Annotated in this window: 18 protein-coding genes; 10 read left to right on the top strand and 8 right to left on the bottom strand. The window is 75.3% G+C overall.

The genetic code is table 11. The annotated features are described in order from the left end of the window. Nucleotides 1–97: 97 nt before the first annotated feature. Genes U5M74_RS00335 through U5M74_RS00345 form a run of 3 tightly spaced genes read right to left on the bottom strand, consistent with a single transcriptional unit; the run spans nt 98 to nt 3725 of the window. On the bottom strand, nt 98–2647 hold the full coding sequence (locus U5M74_RS00335) for an FtsX-like permease family protein (RefSeq protein WP_410905066.1): 2550 nt from the start codon (nt 2645–2647) through the stop codon (nt 98–100). A 5-nt stretch (nt 2648–2652) separates the two neighbouring features. Next, nucleotides 2653–3468: an ABC transporter ATP-binding protein gene (locus tag U5M74_RS00340; protein WP_410905068.1), complete on the bottom strand. Its 816-nt coding sequence runs from the start codon at nt 3466–3468 to the stop codon at nt 2653–2655. 20 nt (nt 3469–3488) lie between these two features. Beyond that, entirely contained in the window at nt 3489–3725 is a 237-nt protein-coding gene (locus U5M74_RS00345) for a heavy-metal-associated domain-containing protein (protein WP_410905070.1), read from the bottom strand. 137 nt (nt 3726–3862) lie between these two features. Here U5M74_RS00345 and U5M74_RS00350 point away from each other — a divergent pair, with 137 nt between their 5' ends. Further along, the gene (locus U5M74_RS00350; protein ID WP_410905759.1) at nt 3863–6574 is read left to right on the top strand and encodes an AAA family ATPase; all 2712 of its coding nucleotides are present in this window, start codon (nt 3863–3865) and stop codon (nt 6572–6574) included. A 446-nt stretch (nt 6575–7020) separates the two neighbouring features. On the opposite strand, the gene U5M74_RS00355 is transcribed toward U5M74_RS00350, so the two are convergent. Continuing rightward, nucleotides 7021–7866 carry an alpha/beta fold hydrolase gene (locus U5M74_RS00355; protein ID WP_410905072.1) on the bottom strand — a complete coding sequence of 282 codons (846 nt, stop codon included), beginning with the start codon at nt 7864–7866 and terminating at the stop codon, nt 7021–7023. Between the two features lie 354 nt (nt 7867–8220). Between U5M74_RS00355 and U5M74_RS00360 the strand changes: the two genes are divergently transcribed. Continuing rightward, nucleotides 8221–8388: a hypothetical protein gene (locus tag U5M74_RS00360; RefSeq protein WP_410905074.1), complete on the top strand. Its 168-nt coding sequence runs from the start codon at nt 8221–8223 to the stop codon at nt 8386–8388. A 151-nt stretch (nt 8389–8539) separates the two neighbouring features. Here the strand turns inward: U5M74_RS00360 and U5M74_RS00365 are convergent, their stop codons facing one another. The 4 genes from U5M74_RS00365 to U5M74_RS00380 all read right to left on the bottom strand — a co-directional run bounded on the left by U5M74_RS00365 (nt 8540) and on the right by U5M74_RS00380 (nt 11867). Further along, on the bottom strand, nt 8540–8698 hold the full coding sequence (locus U5M74_RS00365; RefSeq protein WP_410905075.1) for a zinc ribbon-containing protein: 159 nt from the start codon (nt 8696–8698) through the stop codon (nt 8540–8542). A gap of 44 nt (nt 8699–8742) precedes the next feature. Continuing rightward, entirely contained in the window at nt 8743–9879 is a 1137-nt protein-coding gene (locus tag U5M74_RS00370; protein WP_410905077.1) for an L-dopachrome tautomerase-related protein, read from the bottom strand. Then, entirely contained in the window at nt 9876–11033 is a 1158-nt protein-coding gene (locus tag U5M74_RS00375) for a glutathione-independent formaldehyde dehydrogenase (RefSeq protein WP_410905079.1), read from the bottom strand. The genes U5M74_RS00370 and U5M74_RS00375 overlap by 4 nt, the downstream gene beginning before the upstream one ends. Nucleotides 11034–11174: 141 nt before the next feature. Next, the gene (locus tag U5M74_RS00380) at nt 11175–11867 is read right to left on the bottom strand and encodes a haloacid dehalogenase type II (protein ID WP_410905081.1); all 693 of its coding nucleotides are present in this window, start codon (nt 11865–11867) and stop codon (nt 11175–11177) included. 248 nt (nt 11868–12115) lie between these two features. On the opposite strand from U5M74_RS00380, the gene U5M74_RS00385 reads away from it, so the two are divergent. From U5M74_RS00385 to U5M74_RS00420, 8 genes are all read left to right on the top strand, one after another. After that, nucleotides 12116–13342 (top strand): ThiF family adenylyltransferase, encoded by a 1227-nt coding sequence (locus U5M74_RS00385; RefSeq protein ID WP_410905083.1) that lies wholly within the window; start codon nt 12116–12118, stop codon nt 13340–13342. 89 nt (nt 13343–13431) lie between these two features. Continuing rightward, nucleotides 13432–14646 carry a gephyrin-like molybdotransferase Glp gene (glp, locus tag U5M74_RS00390; RefSeq protein ID WP_410905085.1) on the top strand — a complete coding sequence of 405 codons (1215 nt, stop codon included), beginning with the start codon at nt 13432–13434 and terminating at the stop codon, nt 14644–14646. Next, complete coding sequence (gene moaC / locus U5M74_RS00395) at nt 14643–15167, top strand: cyclic pyranopterin monophosphate synthase MoaC (RefSeq protein ID WP_410905087.1); 525 nt, start codon at nt 14643–14645, stop codon at nt 15165–15167. Before glp ends, moaC begins: the two co-directional genes overlap by 4 nt. After that, the gene (locus U5M74_RS00400; protein WP_410905089.1) at nt 15167–15832 is read left to right on the top strand and encodes a molybdenum cofactor guanylyltransferase; all 666 of its coding nucleotides are present in this window, start codon (nt 15167–15169) and stop codon (nt 15830–15832) included. Before moaC ends, U5M74_RS00400 begins: the two co-directional genes overlap by 1 nt. Then, the gene (locus U5M74_RS00405; RefSeq protein ID WP_410905091.1) at nt 15829–16158 is read left to right on the top strand and encodes a DUF6457 domain-containing protein; all 330 of its coding nucleotides are present in this window, start codon (nt 15829–15831) and stop codon (nt 16156–16158) included. The genes U5M74_RS00400 and U5M74_RS00405 overlap by 4 nt, the downstream gene beginning before the upstream one ends. After that, nucleotides 16155–16394 (top strand): MoaD/ThiS family protein, encoded by a 240-nt coding sequence (locus U5M74_RS00410; RefSeq protein WP_410905093.1) that lies wholly within the window; start codon nt 16155–16157, stop codon nt 16392–16394. Before U5M74_RS00405 ends, U5M74_RS00410 begins: the two co-directional genes overlap by 4 nt. A gap of 90 nt (nt 16395–16484) precedes the next feature. After that, nucleotides 16485–18956 carry a molybdopterin oxidoreductase family protein gene (locus U5M74_RS00415; protein WP_410905095.1) on the top strand — a complete coding sequence of 824 codons (2472 nt, stop codon included), beginning with the start codon at nt 16485–16487 and terminating at the stop codon, nt 18954–18956. After that, the gene (locus tag U5M74_RS00420) at nt 18953–19435 is read left to right on the top strand and encodes a hypothetical protein (RefSeq protein WP_410905097.1); all 483 of its coding nucleotides are present in this window, start codon (nt 18953–18955) and stop codon (nt 19433–19435) included. Before U5M74_RS00415 ends, U5M74_RS00420 begins: the two co-directional genes overlap by 4 nt. The last annotated feature ends 3 nt before the right edge of the window (nt 19436–19438 follow it).

The following is a 19438-nucleotide window of genomic DNA, read 5'->3' on the forward strand; positions in this document are numbered from 1 at the left end:
ACCCACCGTGCCGCCGCGGGGTCTGCGCCGGCGCCGGTGAAATCACCGGGATGCGCGTGCCGCGGCGGCACGGTGGGGGCGTCCGTGGTGCGACCGGTCAGTGGGTCGCGATGGCGGTGAGCGGGTCCATCCGGGCGGCTCGGTGTGCCGGCGCGAGGCCGGCGACGAGGCCGGCGGCGACGGCGACGAGGACGACCGTGGCCAGGCGCCCGACGGGCAGGGCGACGGCCAGCGGCGCGTCGCGACCGAGCGCGGTGACCGTGGCGGCGCCCAGCCCGGTGCCGAGGGCCAGGCCGAGCGCTGCGGCCAGGGCGGCCACGAGCGCGGCCTCGGCGCGCACCATCCACCCGACCTGCCGACGGGTGGCGCCCACGGCGCGCAGCAGGCCGATCTCGCGGGTGCGTTCGACGACCGACAGCGCGAGGGTGTTGGTGATCCCCAGCAGCGCGATCACCACGGTCAGCGCGAGCAGCACCGTGACCAGGCCCAGGACCTGCTGGACCGTGTCGCCGCGTGCCGCCGCGGCCTCGGCCAGGTCGCGCACCGCCGCGGTGGGGTGGTCGAGCAGCACCTGCTCGACCGCCGCTCGGACGGCATCGGGGTCGACGCCGTCGGCGGCGCGGACCAGGACGCTGGCGTCCACGTCCTCGGCGAAGCTCCGGGCGTAGGTGTCCAGCGAGACGTACCAGCTGGTCGCCAGGGCCTGGGCGTCCGCGGCGTCGATGATCCCGACCACCTCGAGGGGTCGGTCACCGGTGCGGGAGAACGTCATCGTGACGGTGTCGCCGACGGACAGGCCACGCTCCTCGGCGACGGACTCGGCGACGACGACTCCGCCGCCGGCGAGAGCGTCCAGCGAGCCCGCGACCATCCGCACGTCGGCCACCTCGCGCAGGGTTGCCGGGTCGACGGCGGACAGGGCGCTGGTCTGCCCGGCGTCGAGCCAGTGCCCGTACCGGATGCGGGACGCCGTGGCGACCTCCGGCAGCTCGGCGACGTGCTCGGCGACGTCGGGCGACAGCCCGCCGAGCATCTCGCCACGGGCGCTCTCCACGACGACGTCGGCGGTCACGGTCTCGCGGTAGGTGCCGGCGATCCCTCGCTGGAGTGACGTGGCGACGACCGTCACGAAGGCGATCAGGGCCAGGCCGAGGGCGAGGGCCAGCACGGTGGAGGTCGTGCGGCGCGGGGCCCGGGCGGCGGCCTCGCGCGCCAGCTGCCCCGGGATGCCGGCACGCCCGAGCGGCGCGCCGACGGCCCGTGCCAGGGCGGGAGTCAGGGCCGGCCCCTGCAGCACGACGCCGACCACGAGCGCGAGCGCGGCGGGAACCAGGACGACCGCCGGCGCCCCGGCCAGGACGGCCGCGATGCCGACGACACCCAGCGCGAGCGGCACGGCGCGGGCCGCGCGGCGTCGGCGGGAGCCGGATGCGGCGACAGCGACAGCGACGGCGACGTCGGCGGCGGCCTGCAGCGCCTCGACCGGCTCGGTGCGAGCCGCCCGTCGCGCGGCCCCGAGCGCGGCGAGGACGGTCACGACCAGGCCGACGCCGACCGCCACGGCGATGGTGGAGCCGGACACGACGGACCGGCCCGCGGGCAGCTCGACCCCGAACGCCGCGGCGACGGCGCGCAGCCCGTCGGCGGCGAGCACGCCGAGCCCGGTGCCGAGCACCGAGCCGACCAGGCCGACGACCGCCGCCTCGCCCAGCACCCCGCGCACGACCTGACCCACGGTGGCGCCGGCGGCCCGCAGCAGGGCGATCTCGCGGCGGCGCTGACTGGTGACGATGACGAAGGTGTTGGCGATCAGCAGCGCACCGACCAGCAGCGCGGCGGCGGACATGGCGGTCAGCACGGCGCCGAGCGACCCGAGCTGGTCCTTGGCGGCGGCGGCGCCGGCCGCGGCGGTGTCCTGGGCGGAGGCCACCGCGTAGCCATCGCCCAGGGCGGTGCGCAGGTCGCGGAGCACGTCCTCGCTGCGGGCGTCGGGGTCGGTGGTCACCAGCAGCTCCGTGACCTGGTCGCCCAGGCCGAGGAGGCGCTGCGCCTCGGGCAGGGCCACCAGGGCGACGGTCGTGCCGGGGACGCCGTCGGCGTCGGCGAAGCCGACCAGCCCCACGACCTCGAGCGGGGTGCGCTCGCCGGCCTGGACCGCCACCGTGTCGCCGACCTCGACGCCGGCGTCGCGCGCCGTGGCCAGGTCCAGGGCGACCTCGCCGTCCGCGTCGGGGGCGCGGCCCTGTCGCACGGTGAAGGCGCCGTACGGCTCGGGCGCGTAGGACGACAGGACGGAGCCGCCGGTGGGGACGACCGCCTCACCGTCCACCTCCAGCAGGCCCTGCCCGTCGGCCACCGGCACGACGCCGGCCACGCCGGGCGCCCGACGGACCCGGTCGACGGCGGCCGCCGGGAGGGGGTCGCGGTCGACCTCGACGCCCATCGCGGAGTCGAAGGCGGCCGCGGGCCGCACGGTGATGTCCACGCCGGCGCTCGCGGTGCGGAACCGGTCGTCGAGCAGCCGGGACGAGGTGTCGGTCAGCACGAGGCTGCCGGAGACGAAGGTCACCGCCAGCACGACGGCGAGCAGGCTGAGGGCGAGGCGGGCGCGGTGGGCCAGGACGCTGCGCAGGGTCAGGTGCCACATCGGGATCAGCTCTCCGCCCGCGTCGCGGGCTGCTCGAGCCCGGACATCCGGGCCAGGACGGTCGGGACGGTGGGGTCGGGCAGGTCGCCGACGACGCGGCCGTCGGCGAGGACGACGACGCGGTCGGCGAAGGACGCGGCGGTCGGGTCGTGGGTGACCATGACGACCGTCTGGCCCAGGTCGCGCACGGCCCGCTGCAGGAAGGCCAGCAGCCGCTGCCCGTGGCGCGAGTCGAGGTTGCCCGTCGGTTCGTCGGCGAACACGATCTCCGGGCGCGTGACCAGCGCGCGGGCCACCGCGACGCGCTGCTGCTGGCCACCGGACAGCTCGCCGGGCCGGTGCGTCAGCCGGTCACCGAGGCCGAGGGTCGCGACCAGCTCGGCCAGCCACGCCGGGTCGGCCGTGCGCCCGGCGAGCCGCAGCGGCAGGGTGATGTTCTCCGCGGCGGTCAGCGACGGCACGAGGTTGAAGGCCTGAAAGACGAAGCCGAGGCGGTCGCGGCGCAGCAGCGTGCGCTCCCTCTCGGACAGGCGCGTGAGCTCGGTCCCACCGAGCGTGACCGAGCCGGCGTCGACGCGGTCGAGCCCGGCCAGGGCGTGCAGCAGGGTCGACTTGCCCGACCCGGACGGGCCCATGACGGCGGTGAGCCGGCCGGCGGGAACGGCCAGGTCGGCGCCGTCCAGGGCGCGCACGGCGGTGGCGCCGCGGCCGTAGACCTTGACCACGCCGCGGGCGATCGCGGCCGGTGCGGCTACCGTGCCGCTGGTGGCGCCGGCGCCATGGGGCGTGCGAGGAGCGTTGGTGGGGGAGGTGTCGAGCATGGCGGGTCCTGCCTTCACGGTCAGCGGACGGGAGCGGGGGTGTGGCCGGTGCGGGCGACCGCGGCGTCGACGTCGGTGAGGTCGACCGGGTCGTCGGCCAGGACGGTGACGATCCCGGCGGCGTGGTCGACGGCCACCGAGCGCACGCCCGGCACCCGGCGGACCGACGCCTGCACGGCGTCGAGGCAGTGGCCGCAGGGGGCGTCGGCGACCCGCACGGTGGCGGTGCCGACGAAGACCCGCGGCGTGGACGACATCACGGCGTGCTCCCTGGGTGTCCGAGGTGGTGTGGTGCTTCGAGACTCGTCCCCGGGCCGCCGGGGCCGCGCCGGTGAAATCACCGGGATCGACGTCTCGGCCGGCGGATGAGGCGCCGTCTAGACTCCGCGCCGTGATGGTGGGCCGGGCGGCGGAGCGCGCCGCGATCGGTGCGGTGCTCGAGGCCGCGCGCCGCGGCGACGGGGCCGCCCTGGTGCTGCGCGGGGAGCCCGGCGCGGGCAAGTCGGTCCTGCTGGCGGACGCCGCGGCGTCCGCGGGTGACCTGCGGGTGCTGCGGGTGCGCGGCGTGGAGTCAGAATCGCCGCTGGCGTACGCGGCGCTGCACCGCCTCCTGCGCCCGCTGCTGCGGGACCTCGGCGCGCTGCCGCGCCGCCAGGCGGCCGCGCTCGGCGCCGCCCTCGGGGTCTCGGACGAGGCCGACGAAGGACCGGTCGACCGCTTCGTCGTCTACCTCGCCGTGCTGTCGCTGCTGTCGGAAGCTTCGGCCACCACCGCCACGCTCGTGGTCGTCGACGACGTCCACTGGCTCGACGACGCCTCCCGCGACGCGCTGCTGTTCGTCGCCCGCCGGGTCGACGGCGAGCGGCTGGGCATGCTGCTGGGCGCGCGCGACGACGCGGACCTCGACGACGCCGACCTGCCGACGCTGCGCGTCACCGGCCTCGACCCCGAGGCGGTGCGCACCCTGCTCGCAGAGGCGGCGGGCGGCACGGTCCCCGACGTCGTCGTGCAGCGGCTGCACTCCCGCACCGGCGGCAACGCCCTGGCAGTGGCCGAGCTCGCCGACGCGCTGCCGCGCGACGTGCTTCGCGGAGCCGCGCCCCTGCCCACCGACCTGCCGCTCACCGGGGGCGTCGAGGCGGCCTTCCTCGAGCGCTACCGGGCGCTGAGCGCCGGCGCCCGCACCGTCCTGCTCGTCGCCGCGGCCGACGACTCCGGCGACCTGCGCACCGTTGAGGACGCCGCGCGAACCTTGGGCGCGGACGAGGCGGCCCTTGCGGCGGCCGAGCGGTCAGGCCTGGTCGCCCGCGCAGGTGGGCGCGTCGAGATGCGCCACCCGTTGGTGCGCTCCGCGGTCTACGCCGGCGCCACCACGCCCGAGCGGCGCGCCGTCCACCGGGCGCTGGCCGACGCCCTGCGCGCCCCGCAGGACGCGGACCGGCGTGCGTGGCACCGGGCGGCGGCGGCGGACCGGCCGGACGAGTCGGTGGTCGCCGAGCTGGAGGCCTCGGCCCGCCGCTTCGCCGAGGTGGGCGGGCACGAGGCCGCCTCCGCGGCGTGGGAACGCGCCGCCGAGCTCACCGCCGCTCCCGACAGCCGCAGCCGGCGCCTGCTGCACGCCGCATCCGCGGCGTGGACGGGCGGGCGACCCGAGCGCGCAGGAACCCTCGCGGACGCCGCGCTGCTCGGGCTGACCGATCCCGCACTGCGGGCCGACGCCGCGCTGCTGCGCGCCCGGGTGGAGTGGAACACCGGCTCCGTGCCCGTCGCCCATCGGCGCCTGCTGTCCGAGGCCGCGTCGGTCGCGCCCCACGACCCGTCGCGCGCCCGCGAGCTCGCCATGTTCGCGGCCTCGCTGGCCGCCACCACCCACCTCGCGGCCGGGCCCGACCCGCTGGCGTTCGTCGGCGCTCCCACCACCCCGCACGACCGCTGCGTCGCGCAGGTCCTGCGGGCGTTCGTCCACCTCTCCCGCCTCGAGTGGGGCCCCGCCGTGGCCGCGGTGCGCGCCGCCGAGGCGGACGCCGCGGACACGGTCCTGGATCGCGACGGACTCCTGGCGATGCTCGGCCTGGCCGCCATGCACGTCGCGGCGGACGACGTCGCGCAGCGCCTGCACGACCGGCTGCTGGCCGAGGCGCGCGAGGCCGGGGCGCTGATCATGGTGCTCTACGCGCTCACGCGCCGGGGTGCCGTCGGGCTCGAGCTCGGCCGGTGGGACGAGCTGGCCCAGGACGCCCGCGAGGCGCTGAGCCTCGCCGAGGCCACCGGTCGCCGCGGGCTCACGGCGATGCCGCTGGCCTGGCTGGCGTTGCTCGGCGCCCTGCGCGACGAGACCGATGCGGCCGCGCGGCTCAGCGCGCTGGAGGCGGTGGTGGCCGCCGAACCGATGGGGACGACCGCGGCGTCGGTCCGTGACCAGCTGCTGTGGACCCGCGCGGTCGGTGCGGACTCGCCGAGCGTCGCGCTGCACCACTACGAGCAGATGCGGCACGGCTTCGCCGAACGGATGGTCGCGCTCGACCGCATCGAGACGGCGGTCCGCGCCGGACGTCGCGACCTGGCAGAACGGTGGACCCTCGACATCGCACGCTTCGCCGAGGGGACAGGCTCCGCCTGGGCCGCCGCCGTGGCCGCGCACGGGCGCGCGATCCTCGCCGAGGGAGCGGAGGTGGGTGCCGGACTCGCGCGCGCGGTGGCGCTGCACGAGGGCTCGCCGCGGCGCGTCGATGCGGCGCGCACCCGGCTCGCGTACGGCGAGTGGCTCCGCCGCGAACGGCGGCGCGTCGACGCCCGGGGGCACCTCCGGGCCGCGCTGCAGACCTTCGAGGACGTCGGGGCCGAGCGCTGGGCGGAGCGCGCCCGACAGGAGCTGCGGGCGTCGGGGGAGCGCAGCCGACGACGCGACGAAGCCACCGCCGAGGCCCCGTCCCTGACACCCACCGAGCTGCAGGTGGCACAGCTGGTCGCCGAGGGGCTGAGCACCCGCGACGCGGCGGCGAGGCTCTTCGTCAGCCCACGCACCGTCGACTTCCACCTGCGCAACGTCTTCGCCAAGCTCGGCATCACCTCCCGCGCCGAGCTCGCTCGCGTCGCCCTCGGCTGATCGGCGCAGTGCGGCGGGTCCGGGTGCCTGCACGTCACTGGCTTGCAGCAAATGGCGTCGAGGCCGGAGCCGTTGGCGCGGCGAACAGCGTGCCAAGCGCGCCCACGTAGCCGTGCCGACCTAGCGTCGCACCGAGACACGGACGCCGGTACACCTGAAGGGCTGGTGGCGGCCGCGTTCGTCCCGGTCGTGTCGTGCTACGCATCAGCGAACGGCAGGCGGGTCAGGGGACCGGGCACGCGCCGGCGAGGGCGCTCCTGCGGGCGTCGGCGATCGCCGTCGTGCTGTCCGGGCTGATCGTGATGACGGTGCGGCCTCAACCGTGAGCAGAGCCGACCATGCCCGGAGGTTCGGGCGGAGTACCGGACGGGTCGGCGCCGAAGCAAGACTTCGGCGGGACCGGCTTCCTGCGTCGCCTCGACGTCCCGCCGATGGTCCCTTCCTCGTCAGTCGGCGAGGAAGTCGATCAGCGCCCGGTTCCACTCGTCGGCGTGGCTGACGTTGACGCCGTGCGGGGCGCCGGCCACCACGTGCAGCCGGCTGGTCGGCAGCGCCGCGTGGGTCCGCTTGCCCGAGCCCTCGTACGGGACGGTCGCGTCGCCGTCGCCGTGCAGCACGAGCGTCGGCAGGCCCAGCTCCGCGATCCGGGCGAGGTCGTCGCGGAAGTCGGTGTGGCCGAACAGGGCCAGGCACGCCAGGGCGGCGTCCTTGTTCGACTGCAGGCACAGCGCGAGCGCCTTCTGGCGCTCGTCCTCGCTGACCTGGAGGACGCCGTCGACGGAGAAGAACTGGCGGGTGAAGTCGTCGTAGAACGACTCCTGGTCCGCCGTGAGCTTCGCCGTCATCTCGGCGGCCTGCGACTCGGGCAGTGGCCCGTCGGGGTTGTCGGGCTGGTGCGCCATGAACGGCGTCACCGACGACGCGAAGACGACCGACCGGAGCCGGCCGGTGCCGTGGTTGGTGACGTAGCGGGCGACCTCGCCGCCGCCCATCGAGAACCCGACCAGCGTGACGTCGCGCAGGTCGAGCTCGGTGAGCAGGGCCTCGAGATCCTCGGCGAGCCGCTCGTAGGTGTAGCCGCGGTGCGGCTTGTCGCTGCGCCCGAACCCGCGCCGGTCGTAGGTGACGACGCGGTAGCCTGCCGCCTCCAGCGCGGGCACGTTGTGCGCGAAGGCCTCGCCCGACAGCGGCCAGCCGTGGATCAGCACGACGGGGCGGCCAGGGCCCCCAGTGTCGTCGACGTGCAGGTCGGTGCTGCTGAACAGGCCGTGGTGCGCGGTGATCTCCGGCATGCGGAGCGCCTCCTGAGGTGGGGTCTCGGACCGTCCTCGACGCTAGGCCGGGCTGCGCTCACCCGCGCGTCGATGCTCCCGAGCCGGTCACGACCCGCACCCTGTGGTCGCTTCGCATCACTCAGGCGTGGTGGGGGACGGACACCGCCGGTCATGGACGGCCCGACAGACCACTCCCGAGGCGTGACGGGTTCTCGAGGATGGCCGCAGCTACGTCGGAGGGGCTGACGTAGTGGTTCCCAGCGTCGCTCTTGAGAATCGCCAGCGCGGTCGCCGCGTTCGCCGGCGTCAACCCAGTGGGTCCACCGCGCTGCGGTGCGCCCGTCGGCGCCCATGACTACGTGGCCGTGACTCATGGCATCGAAGCACGGACCGGAGCCGGAGTGGATCTCCACCTTGTCGCAGCCGGCGGAGATGTGGTCTGTGCTGGCGGAGCGTCGCACCTCGTCGCTGATCCGCATCGTGATGCTGCACGACGCGGCGGTGCCGAGCGTGATCGCCGCGTGGGCGACGAAGTGCTGAGGCGGTCGTCGGGCCGGTCGGCAAGGCGGTCGTTCATGCGGCGGGCCCCACGGCCCAGAAAGACTCTGAGCACGGTGCGAGGTGGAGCCGTGAGTTCATCGGCGCTGCTCCTTTCGAAGCGCTCGGCGAGCCGGCCGCGCGCTGGGGCCTGTCACCTGTTGCCCGGTTCGTTGCGTCGGGTCTCGAACTCGGAGTGGCCGTTGGGACACTTGGGGATCGTGTCGCCCGCGGTGACGTGCACCTTCTCGTCGCAGTGCGCGCAGTAGAAGTCCCCGGTCTTCTGCGCTTTCTCCCCGGCGTGAGCCGCCATGGTCGTGCTCCTTTCGTCCGGCGTCGTTCCCGTCGAGCGGCCGGTCAGCCGCCGAGGCGGACCGGGCCGGCGTCGATCCGCACGCGGAACAGGGCGTAAGGCTTGCGCCGGAGGTCCTCGCCGCGCTGGTAGGTGGGCTGGCGGTGCAGCTGGTTGGCGGTGACGTACAGCCAGCCGTGGGCGACCGACATCGTGTCCGGCCACAGCAGGCGCGGGTCGTGGGCCACCGTCTCCAGCGTGCCGTCAGGCAGCCGGCGCAGCACCGCGTCCTGCTCGTAGGCGGTGAGGTACAGGCGTCCGGCGTCGTCGGTCTCGAGCCCGTCCGACGCGGAGCCCTTGTCGCCCTCGTCGGCGACGGTCGCCGCCACGACGTCGTCGTCGAGGTCGCGGTCGACGAGGGCGTCGACCGACACGCTCCACAGGCGCCGGGAGGCGAGCGGGCAGTAGTACAGCCGGTCACCGTCGGCCGAGATCGCGATGCCGTCGGAGCCCATCGCGACCGGCTGCGCGTCGCCGTCGGGCTCCGGGGCCTGCACGAACGGGCGGCCCTCGACCACCGGCCGCAGCTCGTCCCAGCCCAGCGCCTTGGTCGAGGGGTGGTCGTGCAGCCGCCGCCACGCCTCGCCGGTGGCCAGGTCCACGACGATCAGCCCGTTGGGGCCGGAGTCGGCGGAGTCGGTGATGAACGCCGTCCCCGCCTCGCCGCGGCGCAGGTCGAACCGGACGTCGTTGAGGTAGGTGCTCGGCAGCGCGACGGCCGGGTCGAAGGTGATGACCTGGACGACCTCGTCGCGGGCCAGGTCCACGCACACGAGCTTCGGGCCGCCGGGCGACGTGGGCCGGAACATCGGGCTTCCGGTGTCGAGCACCCACAGCCGGTCGGCCGGGTCGACCACGACGCTCTGCACGGACACGAACGCGTCGCGGTCGTCGTCGCCGTCGGGGGAGTTCCACTCCTCGCTCGGGTACGGGACCGCCTGCCCGTCACGCAGCTCGGTGACCGTGGCGGGCACCTCGTCGCCCCACTTCGGGTAGTTGACGAAGACCCGGCCCGACCGCGAGACGGTCACGCCGGTGGGCATCGGCCCGTCGAAGGCGTGGACGAGCTCGAGCTCGCCGACCGGCTCGGCCGCCGGCGGGCCGCCGGCGGCCGAGCCCGTGGTGGCGTCGGCGCCGGTCACGCCGCCGCCCCGAGCTCGGCGGGGCGCAGCAGGACCTTGGTCCAGCCGTCCTCGCGCGCGTCGAACCGCTGGTAGCCGTCGGCGGCCTGGTCGAGCGGCAGCTCGTGCGACACGATGAACGACGGCCGCGCGCGCCCGGCGATGATCAGGTCGCGCAGCTGGCGGTTGTACCGCATCACCGGGGCCTGTCCGGTGCCCAGGTGCTGGCCCTTGGAGAACAGGGTGCCGAACTGGAAGGGGATCCGGCCCTGCTGCGCCTGCTCGGTCACCGCGCCCGGGTCCTGAGGCATGTACACCCCGACGACGCCGATGCCGCCGGTGCTGCGGACGGTCTCCACGAGGTTGTCGAGGACGAGCTCCGGGTGCTCCTGACCGGACGGGTCGTGGGCCTGGTAGCCCACGGCCTCGACGCCGCAGTCGGTGCCGCGGCCCTGGGTGTGCTCCAGGATCTGCTCGACCGGGCTGCCGGCCGAGATGTCGATCCCGGTGGCTCCGATCGACTCCGCCAGCCGCAGCCGGTCGGGCTCCTTGTCGGCCACGAACACGCGCGCGGCGCCCATGAGCAGGGCGCTGTGCGCGGCCATGAGGCCGACGGGCCCGGCGCCGAAGACGGCGACGTCGTCGCCGGGGGAGACGCCCGCCATCGCGGCGCCGTGCCAGCCGGTGGGGAAGATGTCGCTGAGCATGGTGAAGTCGTTCTCGTGCTCGGTGCCCTCCGGCAGCTCGAGCAGGTTGACGTCGGCGAACGGCACGCGCAGGTACTCGGCCTGGCCGCCGTCGTAGGGGCCCATGCTGGCGTAGCCGTACGCGGCGCCGTCCATGCCCTCGGTGGGGTTGGTGCGGGTGCAGTACGACGTCCAGCCGTGCAGGCAGTTGCGGCAGGTGCCGCAAGCGATGTTGAACGGGACGCTCACCCGGTCGCCGACCTTCACCCGGCTGACCGCCGAGCCCACCTCCTCGACGACGCCCATGTTCTCGTGGCCGAGGACCTTGCCCTCTTCGACGTTCGTGCGTCCCTCGTACATGTGCAGGTCCGAGCCGCAGATGTTGGTGGTGGTGATCCGGACGATCGCGTCGGTGGGGTCCTGGACCTTGGGGTCCGGCACCTCGGTGACCTCGACCTGGTTCGGTCCGCGGTAGATGACGGCACGCATGCGGCTGCTCCCTCGATCATGGAATGGCGGCACGGCGCCGGGACGGCCCGCGCAGGGTCTCCATGAGCCTCGGACCGGGGACGCCGACCCGCATCTGGGCTTGATGTGCGCGGCGCCGGTCGCCCTCGAGCCGGGGTCCGGTCACGCGAGGAGATGGGCCAGCTCGGTCAGCGAGCCGACGACGACCTGTGGGGCGGTGAAGTGCCGCGGGTAGTGGCTGCCCGCCCGGTTGACCCAGGCCGTGGCCAGCCCTGCCCGCGCGGCGCCGTTGATGTCCCACGGGTGGACCGCCACGAGCATCGCCTCGGCCGGGGCGACATCGCACCGGGCCAGTGCGTACGCGTAGGCCGCCGCGGCCGGCTTCCACGCGCCGGCCTCCTCCACCGAGAGCATCGCCTCGAAGTGGTGCAGAATCCCGGCCCGGTCGGCCAGGGCCTCGGCCGCCGAGGCCGACCCGTTGCTGAGCGTCACCAGGCGCACGCCCGACGCGGCGAAGGCCCGGATGCCGTCGGCGACGTCGGGATGCATGTCCAGCGCCGAGAATCCTGTCATGACGTGCTCCACGGCCGCCTCGACGCCGCGGTCCAGGGTGACGCCCTGCAGGAGCGCCCGCAGGGCCTCGGCGCCGATCCGCGTGAACGGCTCGTTGGCCCCGGCGGCGGTCAGGGCGAAGCCGTCGCGCAAGAGCTCGGCGAACCAGAGCCGCGCCAGGTGCGGTGGCGCGCCGATCTCCTCGAGACGCCCGCCCAGCGGCGACATGTCGGAGAGCGTCTCGTTGACGTCGAGGACGACCAGCGCGGGTCTGCCCGCCGGCGCGTTCAGGAGGTCGCGCACGGCGTCCCGCTGATCCGGTCCGTCGCCCGACGGGTCCATCTGGGCTCCTTCCCGGCCGGGGCGCCTGCGCTCGGCCCACCCGGGGGCGGGTGCTCACCTGCGCGGTGGCTCCAAGAGTTGGTCATCCGACCACGGCCTCCGAGCGCTCGCGCGCGTGGGGCGAGTCGAAGGGCGGTCCGTCCAGCACCTGCACCGGCAGGGCGGCGCGGTGCTACGTTCGGCCCAGCCGGGACGTACGAGGAGGACGGATGGCGGCCCACGCACAGCCGCGGGACGGCACGACGCCCGCGCCGCCACGCGTGCCGCCGCTCGTCGCGCCGGGACCCGCGCTGGGCGGGGAGGACCTGGAGCGCTGGTCGCGCCACCTCCTGCTCCCCCAGCTCGGCGCGGACGGGCAGCGGCGGCTGCGCAACGCCCGGGTCTGCGTCGTGGGGGCCGGAGGCCTCGGCGCACCGGTGCTCCTCTACCTGGCGGCGGCCGGCGTGGGCCGCCTCGGCATCGTGGACGCGGACGGAGTCGAGCTGTCCAACCTGCAGCGGCAGGTGGTGCACCGGCTGGCGGACGTGGGCCGCCCCAAGGTCGACAGCGCCGCCGACGCCGTGCGCGCGCTCGACCCGGATGTCGCGGTGGTCCCGCACCGAACCCGGCTCACGCCCGAGACGGCCGGCCTGCTGGCCGACTACGACCTGGTGATCGACGGGACCGACAACTTCCCGACCCGCTACCTGATCAACGACGCGTGCGTGCGCCTCGGGCTGCCGGAGGTCTGGGGTTCGGTCCTGCGGTTCGACGCCCAGGTGACCGTGTTCTGGGGGCGCCCGCCCGCGGGCGTGCCTGCGGTCCAGCTGCGCGACCTGTTCCCGGCCCCGCCGCCGCCGGACAGCGTGCCGTCCTGCGCCGAGGCCGGGGTGCTCGGCGCGCTGTGCGGCCAGGTCGGGTCGGTCATGGCGACCGAGGCGATCAAGCTGATCACCGGGGTGGGTACCCCTCTGCTCGGCCGGGTGCTGGTCCTGGACGCCCTGGACGCCCGCTGGCGTGAGGTGCCGCTCGCCGGAGGTGGCCCCGTCCCCGACGGCAGCGCGGTGGCCGGGGCGCGACCCGCCGCCGCGGCCACCGTGGATGCTGCATCCCCCGTGCCCACCGTGACTGCGCGCGAGCTCGCCGCGCTGCTCGCGACCGCCGAGGCTGGGTCCGGCGGCGCCCACGACGGCGTGCTGCTCGTGGACGTGCGGCAGCCGGCCGAGCGGGAGATCGTCGCGATCCCCGGCGCGGTGCCCGTGCCGCTGGAGCGGCTGCTGACCGGGGAGCACGGGCTGCCCCGAGGCCGACGGGTGGTGCTGCACTGCCGCAGCGGCGTGCGCTCCGAGCGCGCAGCCCGCGCACTGCTCGACGAGGGCTACACCGACGTCGCCCACCTGGCCGGGGGCGTGCTGGCGTGGGTCGACGACGTGGCCCCGCAGCTGCCCCGCTACTGACCGGCCGCCTCCCCGGGCCCCGAGGCGCCCCACCGGGTACCGTGCTGGCCGGGCGCCACCGGCGGCGCCCGGCCGAGGGAGGGAGCCCGATGCGCACGGTGGAGGAGCACCGCGAGGCGGCGCTGGGCCTCGTCGCGCCCCTGCCCGCGGAGACGGTCCCCGTCACACGGGCCGCGGGGCATGTGCTTGCCGAGGACGTGCTCGCGCCCGAGGCGCTGCCGCGCTGGGACGCCTCCGCCATGGACGGCTACGCGGTGCGCCGCCAGGACGTCGCCGGCGCGACGGAGGACCGGCCGGTCGTCCTCCGGGTCGTCGCCGATCTGCCCGCGGGGTCCAGTGCCGTCCCGACGACCGCGACCGGCACGGCCGTGCGGATCATGACCGGGGCGCCCGTGCCGCCCGGCGCCGATGCCGTCGTGCCGGTGGAGCACACCGATGCCGGCACCGATTCCGTGGCGGTGCGGCGCGCGCCGGCCCCGGGTGCGCACATCCGCCGGGCAGGGGAGGACGTCGCGGCGGGCGCATGCGTGCTGGCCTCCGGCACCCTGCTCGGCGCCCGGCACGTCGCCGCCGCCGCGGCGGTCGGCGCCGCGCACCTGGCCGTGCGCCCACGCCCGCGCGTCGCCGTGCTGTCCACCGGGTCGGAACTCGTCGAGCCCGGCGCGCCGCTCGTCCGCGGCCAGATCCCCGACTCCAACTCCGTGCTGCTCACGGCGGCGGTGGAGGCGGCCGGCGGCGACGTCGTCCACCGTGCCGCGGTCGCCGACGACCCTGCGGCGCTGCGCGACCTCCTGGCGGCGCAGGACGGCTCCGTGGACCTGGTGGTCTCCTCCGGCGGGGTGAGCGCGGGGGCGTACGACGTGGTCAAGGAGGTGCTCGCCGGTACCGGGGTGGACTTCCTTGAGGTCGCGATGCAGCCCGGCAAGCCCCAGGGCCTCGGGCTGCTGCCGCACGGCACCCCCGCTCTGTGCCTGCCGGGCAACCCGGTCAGCGCGTTCGTCTCCTTCGAGGTCTTCGTCCGGCCGGTGCTGAACCGGCTGCGGGGCCTGCCGGTGCACCCCGGCCCCGCCGAGCGGGCGGTGGCCGGTGCCGGGTGGCGCTCGCCCGCCGGCCGCCGGCAGTACCTGCCGGTCGCCCTCGAGGAGGCCGACGGAGCGCTGACGGCGCGGCCCGCAGCGGCCGGCAAGGGCGGGTCTCACCTCGTGGCGAGCCTGGCCCGCGCGGACGCGCTCGCCGTCGTGCCCGCCGACACCCAGGAGGTCGCGGCCGGCGACGTCCTGCCGATCTTGAGGATCTCTGGATGACCGACCGCCGACCGGACCGGACACCGGCCGAGCCCTCGACCCAGCCCCTGACGCACCTGGACGCCGCGGGGCACGCCCGCATGGTGGATGTGACCGCCAAGCAGCCTACGGTCCGCGAGGCGACCGCTGCGGGGTTCGTGCGCTGCTCGTCGGCCGTGGTCGAGATGCTGCGTACGGGGACCGCGGCCAAGGGCGACGTGCTCGCTGTGGCCCGGGTGGCCGGCATCGCCGCGGCCAAGCGCACCGCCGAGCTGCTGCCCCTGGCGCACGTCATCGGCGTGCACGGCGCGGTCGTCGACCTCGAGGTGCACGACGACGGCGTCGCGGTGCGCGCGACCGTGCGCACCGCCGACCGCACCGGCGTCGAGATGGAGGCGCTCACCGCGGTGAGCGTCGCGGCGCTCGCGGTGGTCGACATGGTCAAGGGCACCGACCGGACCACGAGCATCGAACGCGTGCGGCTGGAGGCCAAGGCGGGCGGCCGGTCCGGCACCTGGCACCGCCCGCCGGACGCGCCATGATGTCCGGCGCCTGGACCCCCGCTCACGACGCCCTCGTGCTCGCCGGCGGGGAGGCCCGCCGGCTCGGCGGCGTGAGCAAGGCCGAGGTGCTCGTCGCCGGCCGACCGCTCCTCGCTTGGGCGCTCGACGCGACCGCCGCCGCTCGCCACACCGTGGTCGTGGGGCCGTCGGTCCTCGCCCGGCTGGTCGGTCCTAGCGTGCGGGTGGTGCGCGAGGACCCACCCTTCGGTGGCCCGGTCGCCGGCCTCGCGGCCGGCCTGATGACGCTGGACGCCGTGTCCACCGAGGACCGCCCGGCCGTGCCGGTGCTGGTGCTCGCCTGCGACGTGCCCGGCGCCGCCCGGGTGGTGCGTCCGCTGCTCGCCGCGCTGGCGGCCGCCCCGGACGCCGACGGCGCGTGGCTGGTCGACGGGAGCGGGCGGCCGCAGCCGCTGGTCGCCGTGCACCGCCGGGAGCCGCTGCGGGCGGCGCTGCGGCGGGTCGCCGCGCACGGCGGCGTGCACGGCGCAGCCGTGCGACGGCTCACCGCGGGCCTGACCATGGTGGACGTCGCCGACCCGGCCGGGTACGGCGCGGACGCCGACACCTGGCAGGCCGTGCACGAGCTCGACCGCCGGCTGCACGACACGGCCGGCGACCCGACGACGATGCGGAGGCAGTCATGACCACCCCGACCCCCGAAGACCTGCACGCGTGGGTGGAGCACGTCGCCGTGCGGCTCGGCGTGCCGCGCGAGGCGATCGACGTCGACGCGCTGCTGGACCTCACCCGCGACGTCGCGCACCAGGTGGCCCGTCCGGCCGGGCCGCTGACCACGTTCCTGCTGGGCTATGCCCTCGCGGCCGCCGACGGCGACGCGACCCGGCTGCGGACCATCGCGCAGGACCTGTCCACGGCGGCAGCCTCGTGGGCGGACGCGCGGACGGACGGCACCGGGACCGGCGCGGCGACCGGTGCGGCGACCGCCGGCGGGACGGGGGAGGAGCCGTGATCACCGTGCGGTACTTCGCCGCCGCCGCCGAGGCTGCCGGCACCGAGCAGGAGTGGCTGGCCGCCCCAACCGTCGGGGACCTGCGCGCTGCGATGCTCGACGCCCACGGCCCCGCGCTCGGCCGGGTGCTCCCACGGTGCTCCCTGCTGGCCGCAGGCCGGCGTGTGGACGACGACGCGGTGCCGTTGAGCGCCGGCACGACCGTGGATGTGCTGCCGCCCTTCGCCGGCGGCTGAGCTCTGGGTTGCGCGCGGCACCGGCCGGGCGTTCCGTGGATCCGAGCCGGCCGGGGCAGCCGGCCCCTCAGACGTCGCAAGGAGGCGGCAGTGCCACGGATCGACCGCATCGCCGAACCCTGGGGGACCCGCACGCCGTACGGCCGCGGGGAGGCGTGGCCGGCCAGGGTGGACATGCACCTCGAGCAGGGCGTCCAGCCCGACGACGTCGACCGGTGGGTGCAGTCGGCATCGATCCATCACTCCAACGGCGATGCCATGGACATCGCGGTCAAGGACGGCCGCATCGTCGGGGTCCGCGGGCGCGCCCAGGACCGCGTCAACCACGGCCGGCTCGATCCGAAGGACCTGTTCGGCTGGCAGGCCAACAACTCCCCGGACAGGCTCACGCGGCCCCTGGTCCGCAAGGGTGGCGAGCTGGTGGAGACCACCTGGGACGAGGCGATGGGCCGCGTCGTAGGCCGCGCCAAGGAGCTCCTGGCCGAGCAGGGTGCCAGCGCGATCGGCTTCTACACCACGGGCCAGCTGTTCCTCGAGGAGTACTACACCCTCGGCGTGGTGGCGCATGGCGGCATCGGCACCAACCACGTCGACGGCAACACGCGGCTGTGCACGGCGACGGCCGCCGCCGCCCTCAAGGAGTCGTTCGGCAGCGACGGGCAGCCCGGCTCGTACACCGACATCGACCACGCCGAGGTCATCGCGCTGTTCGGGCACAACATGGCCGAGACCCAGGCCGTGCTGTGGACGCGCATCCTCGACCGGCTCGCGGGCCCGAACCCGCCCGCGGTCGTCTGCGTCGACCCGCGCCTGACGCCGGTGGCCCGCGCGGCCACGGTGCACCTGGCCCCCCGGCCCGGCACGAACGTTGCCCTCATGAACGGCCTGCTGCACGAGATCGTCGTCGCCCACGACTGGGTCGACCACGACTACGTCGAGGCGCACACGATCGGGTTCGAGGAGCTGGCGAAGCGCCTGGAGGACTTCCCCGCGGAGCGGGCCGCCGAGATCTGCGACGTGCCCGTCGACGACCTGCGCGAGGCCGCCCGGCTGCTGGGTAACACCGACCACCTGCTGTCGACCGTGCTGCAGGGCTTCTACCAGTCCCACCAGGCCACGGCGGCTGCCGTCCAGGTCAACAACCTGCACCTGGTCCGCGGGATGCTCGGCAAGCCGGGCTGCGGCGTGCTGCAGATGAACGGCCAGCCGACAGCGGAGAACACCCGCGAGTGCGGCGCCGACGGCGACCTCGCCGGCTTCCGCAACTGGTCGAACGACGCCCAGGTCGCCGACCTCGCGCGGGTGTGGAACATCGAGCCCACGGACATCCCGCACTGGTCGCCACCCACGCACGCCATGCAGATGTTCCGCTACGCCGAGGACGGCTCGCTGCGGATGCTCTGGGTCCAGGCGACCAACCCCGCGGTGTCCCTGCCGGAGCTGGCGCGCATCCGCTCGATCCTGTCCCAGGAGCGGCTGTTCCTGGTGGTGCAGGACCTGTTCCTGACCGAGACCGCCCAGCTGGCCGACGTGGTGCTGCCCGCGGCCACGTGGGGCGAGAAGACCGGCACCTTCACCAACGTCGACCGCACCGTGCACCTGTCGGAGAAGGCGGTGGACCCGCCGGGGGAGGCCAGGGCCGACCTGGACATCTTCATCGACTTCGCCCACCGGATGGGCCTGCAGGACAAGGACGGCGCGCCGCTGGTCAAGTGGCACGACCCCGAGTCCGCCTTCGAGGCGTGGAAGGAGTGCAGCCGCGGGCGCCCGTGCGACTACACGGGCCTGACCTACGACAAGCTGCGCGGCGGCAGCGGTGTGCAGTGGCCGTGCAACGACGAGCACCCGGACGGCACCGAGCGGCTGTACGCGGACGGGCAGTTCTTCGCCCAGCCGGACTACTGCGAGAGCTACGGTCGCGACCTGGTCACCGGCGCGCCGCTCGAGCCCACCGAGTACAAGGCGATGAACCCCGACGGGCGCGCGGTGATCAAGTTCGCCGAGTACCTCGTGCCGCACGAGATCCCGAGCGGGCAATACCCGCTGCAGCTGATCACCGGGCGCACGATCTACCAGTTCCACACCCGCACGAAGACCGGCCGGGCGCCCCAGCTCAACGCCGCGGCGCCGGACGTGTGGGTCGAGGTCTCGGCGCACGACGCCGCCGCGCTGGACCTGGCCGAAGGTGACCTCACGGAGGTGACAACTCCACGCGGTGCGATCCGGGCGAAGGTCCGCATCAGCGGCATCCGCCCGGGGGTGGTGTTCGTGCCGTTCCACTACGGCTACTGGGACACCGACGGCGGGCACGAGCCCGACGGGACCCCGCGCGCCGCCAACGAGCTGACGCTGACGGACTGGGACGCCTGCTCCAAGCAGCCGATCTTCAAGACGGCGGCCGCGGCGGTGCGCAAGGTCGCCGCCGGCGACGGCACGCCGGCCCCCGCCCCGACCACGACGGGGTCGGCGCCCGTGACCTCGGGCGTGCCGGCGACCGTCGGCGGCCCCGACGCCGCCTCCGACGAGGTCCTGTCCGCCGAGCTGCCCGGAGGCCTGCGATGAAGATCGGGCTGGCGCTGCGCGAGCTGCACCGTGCGGAGAACGACCTGGCGATGGAGCTCCTCCAGGTCTCAGAGCGGCACCGTGTCGACCACGAGACCCACCACATCGCCCGCGACCTCGCGACGTGGTCCCAGCGTCACGTAGGCGAGATCGCCGAGGTGGCGCGACAGTACGGCGAGGACCTCGACCCCGAGCCGGAGCACGAGTCCACGATCGCCCGCACCGTGCGCGACAAGACCAGCGAGCTGCTGGGCCGCGAGGGCCCCGCCGAGCTGCTCATGCTGCGCGACCTGCGCGGCATCTACACCAAGGCCTCCGGCGTTTCGGTCGACTGGGAGATGCTCGCCCAGGCGGCCCAGGGCATCAAGCACAGCGACCTGCTCGCCTTGGCGTCGCGGTGCCACGCCGAGACCTTGCGGCAGGTGCGCTGGGCCAACGCCCGGATCAAGGAGTCCTCGACCCAGATCCTGGTGAGCTGAGCA

Origin of the sequence: Puerhibacterium sp. TATVAM-FAB25, from assembly GCF_046535855.1 — a bacterium.
GTDB lineage: Bacteria > Actinomycetota > Actinomycetes > Actinomycetales > Cellulomonadaceae > Puerhibacterium > Puerhibacterium variabilis_A.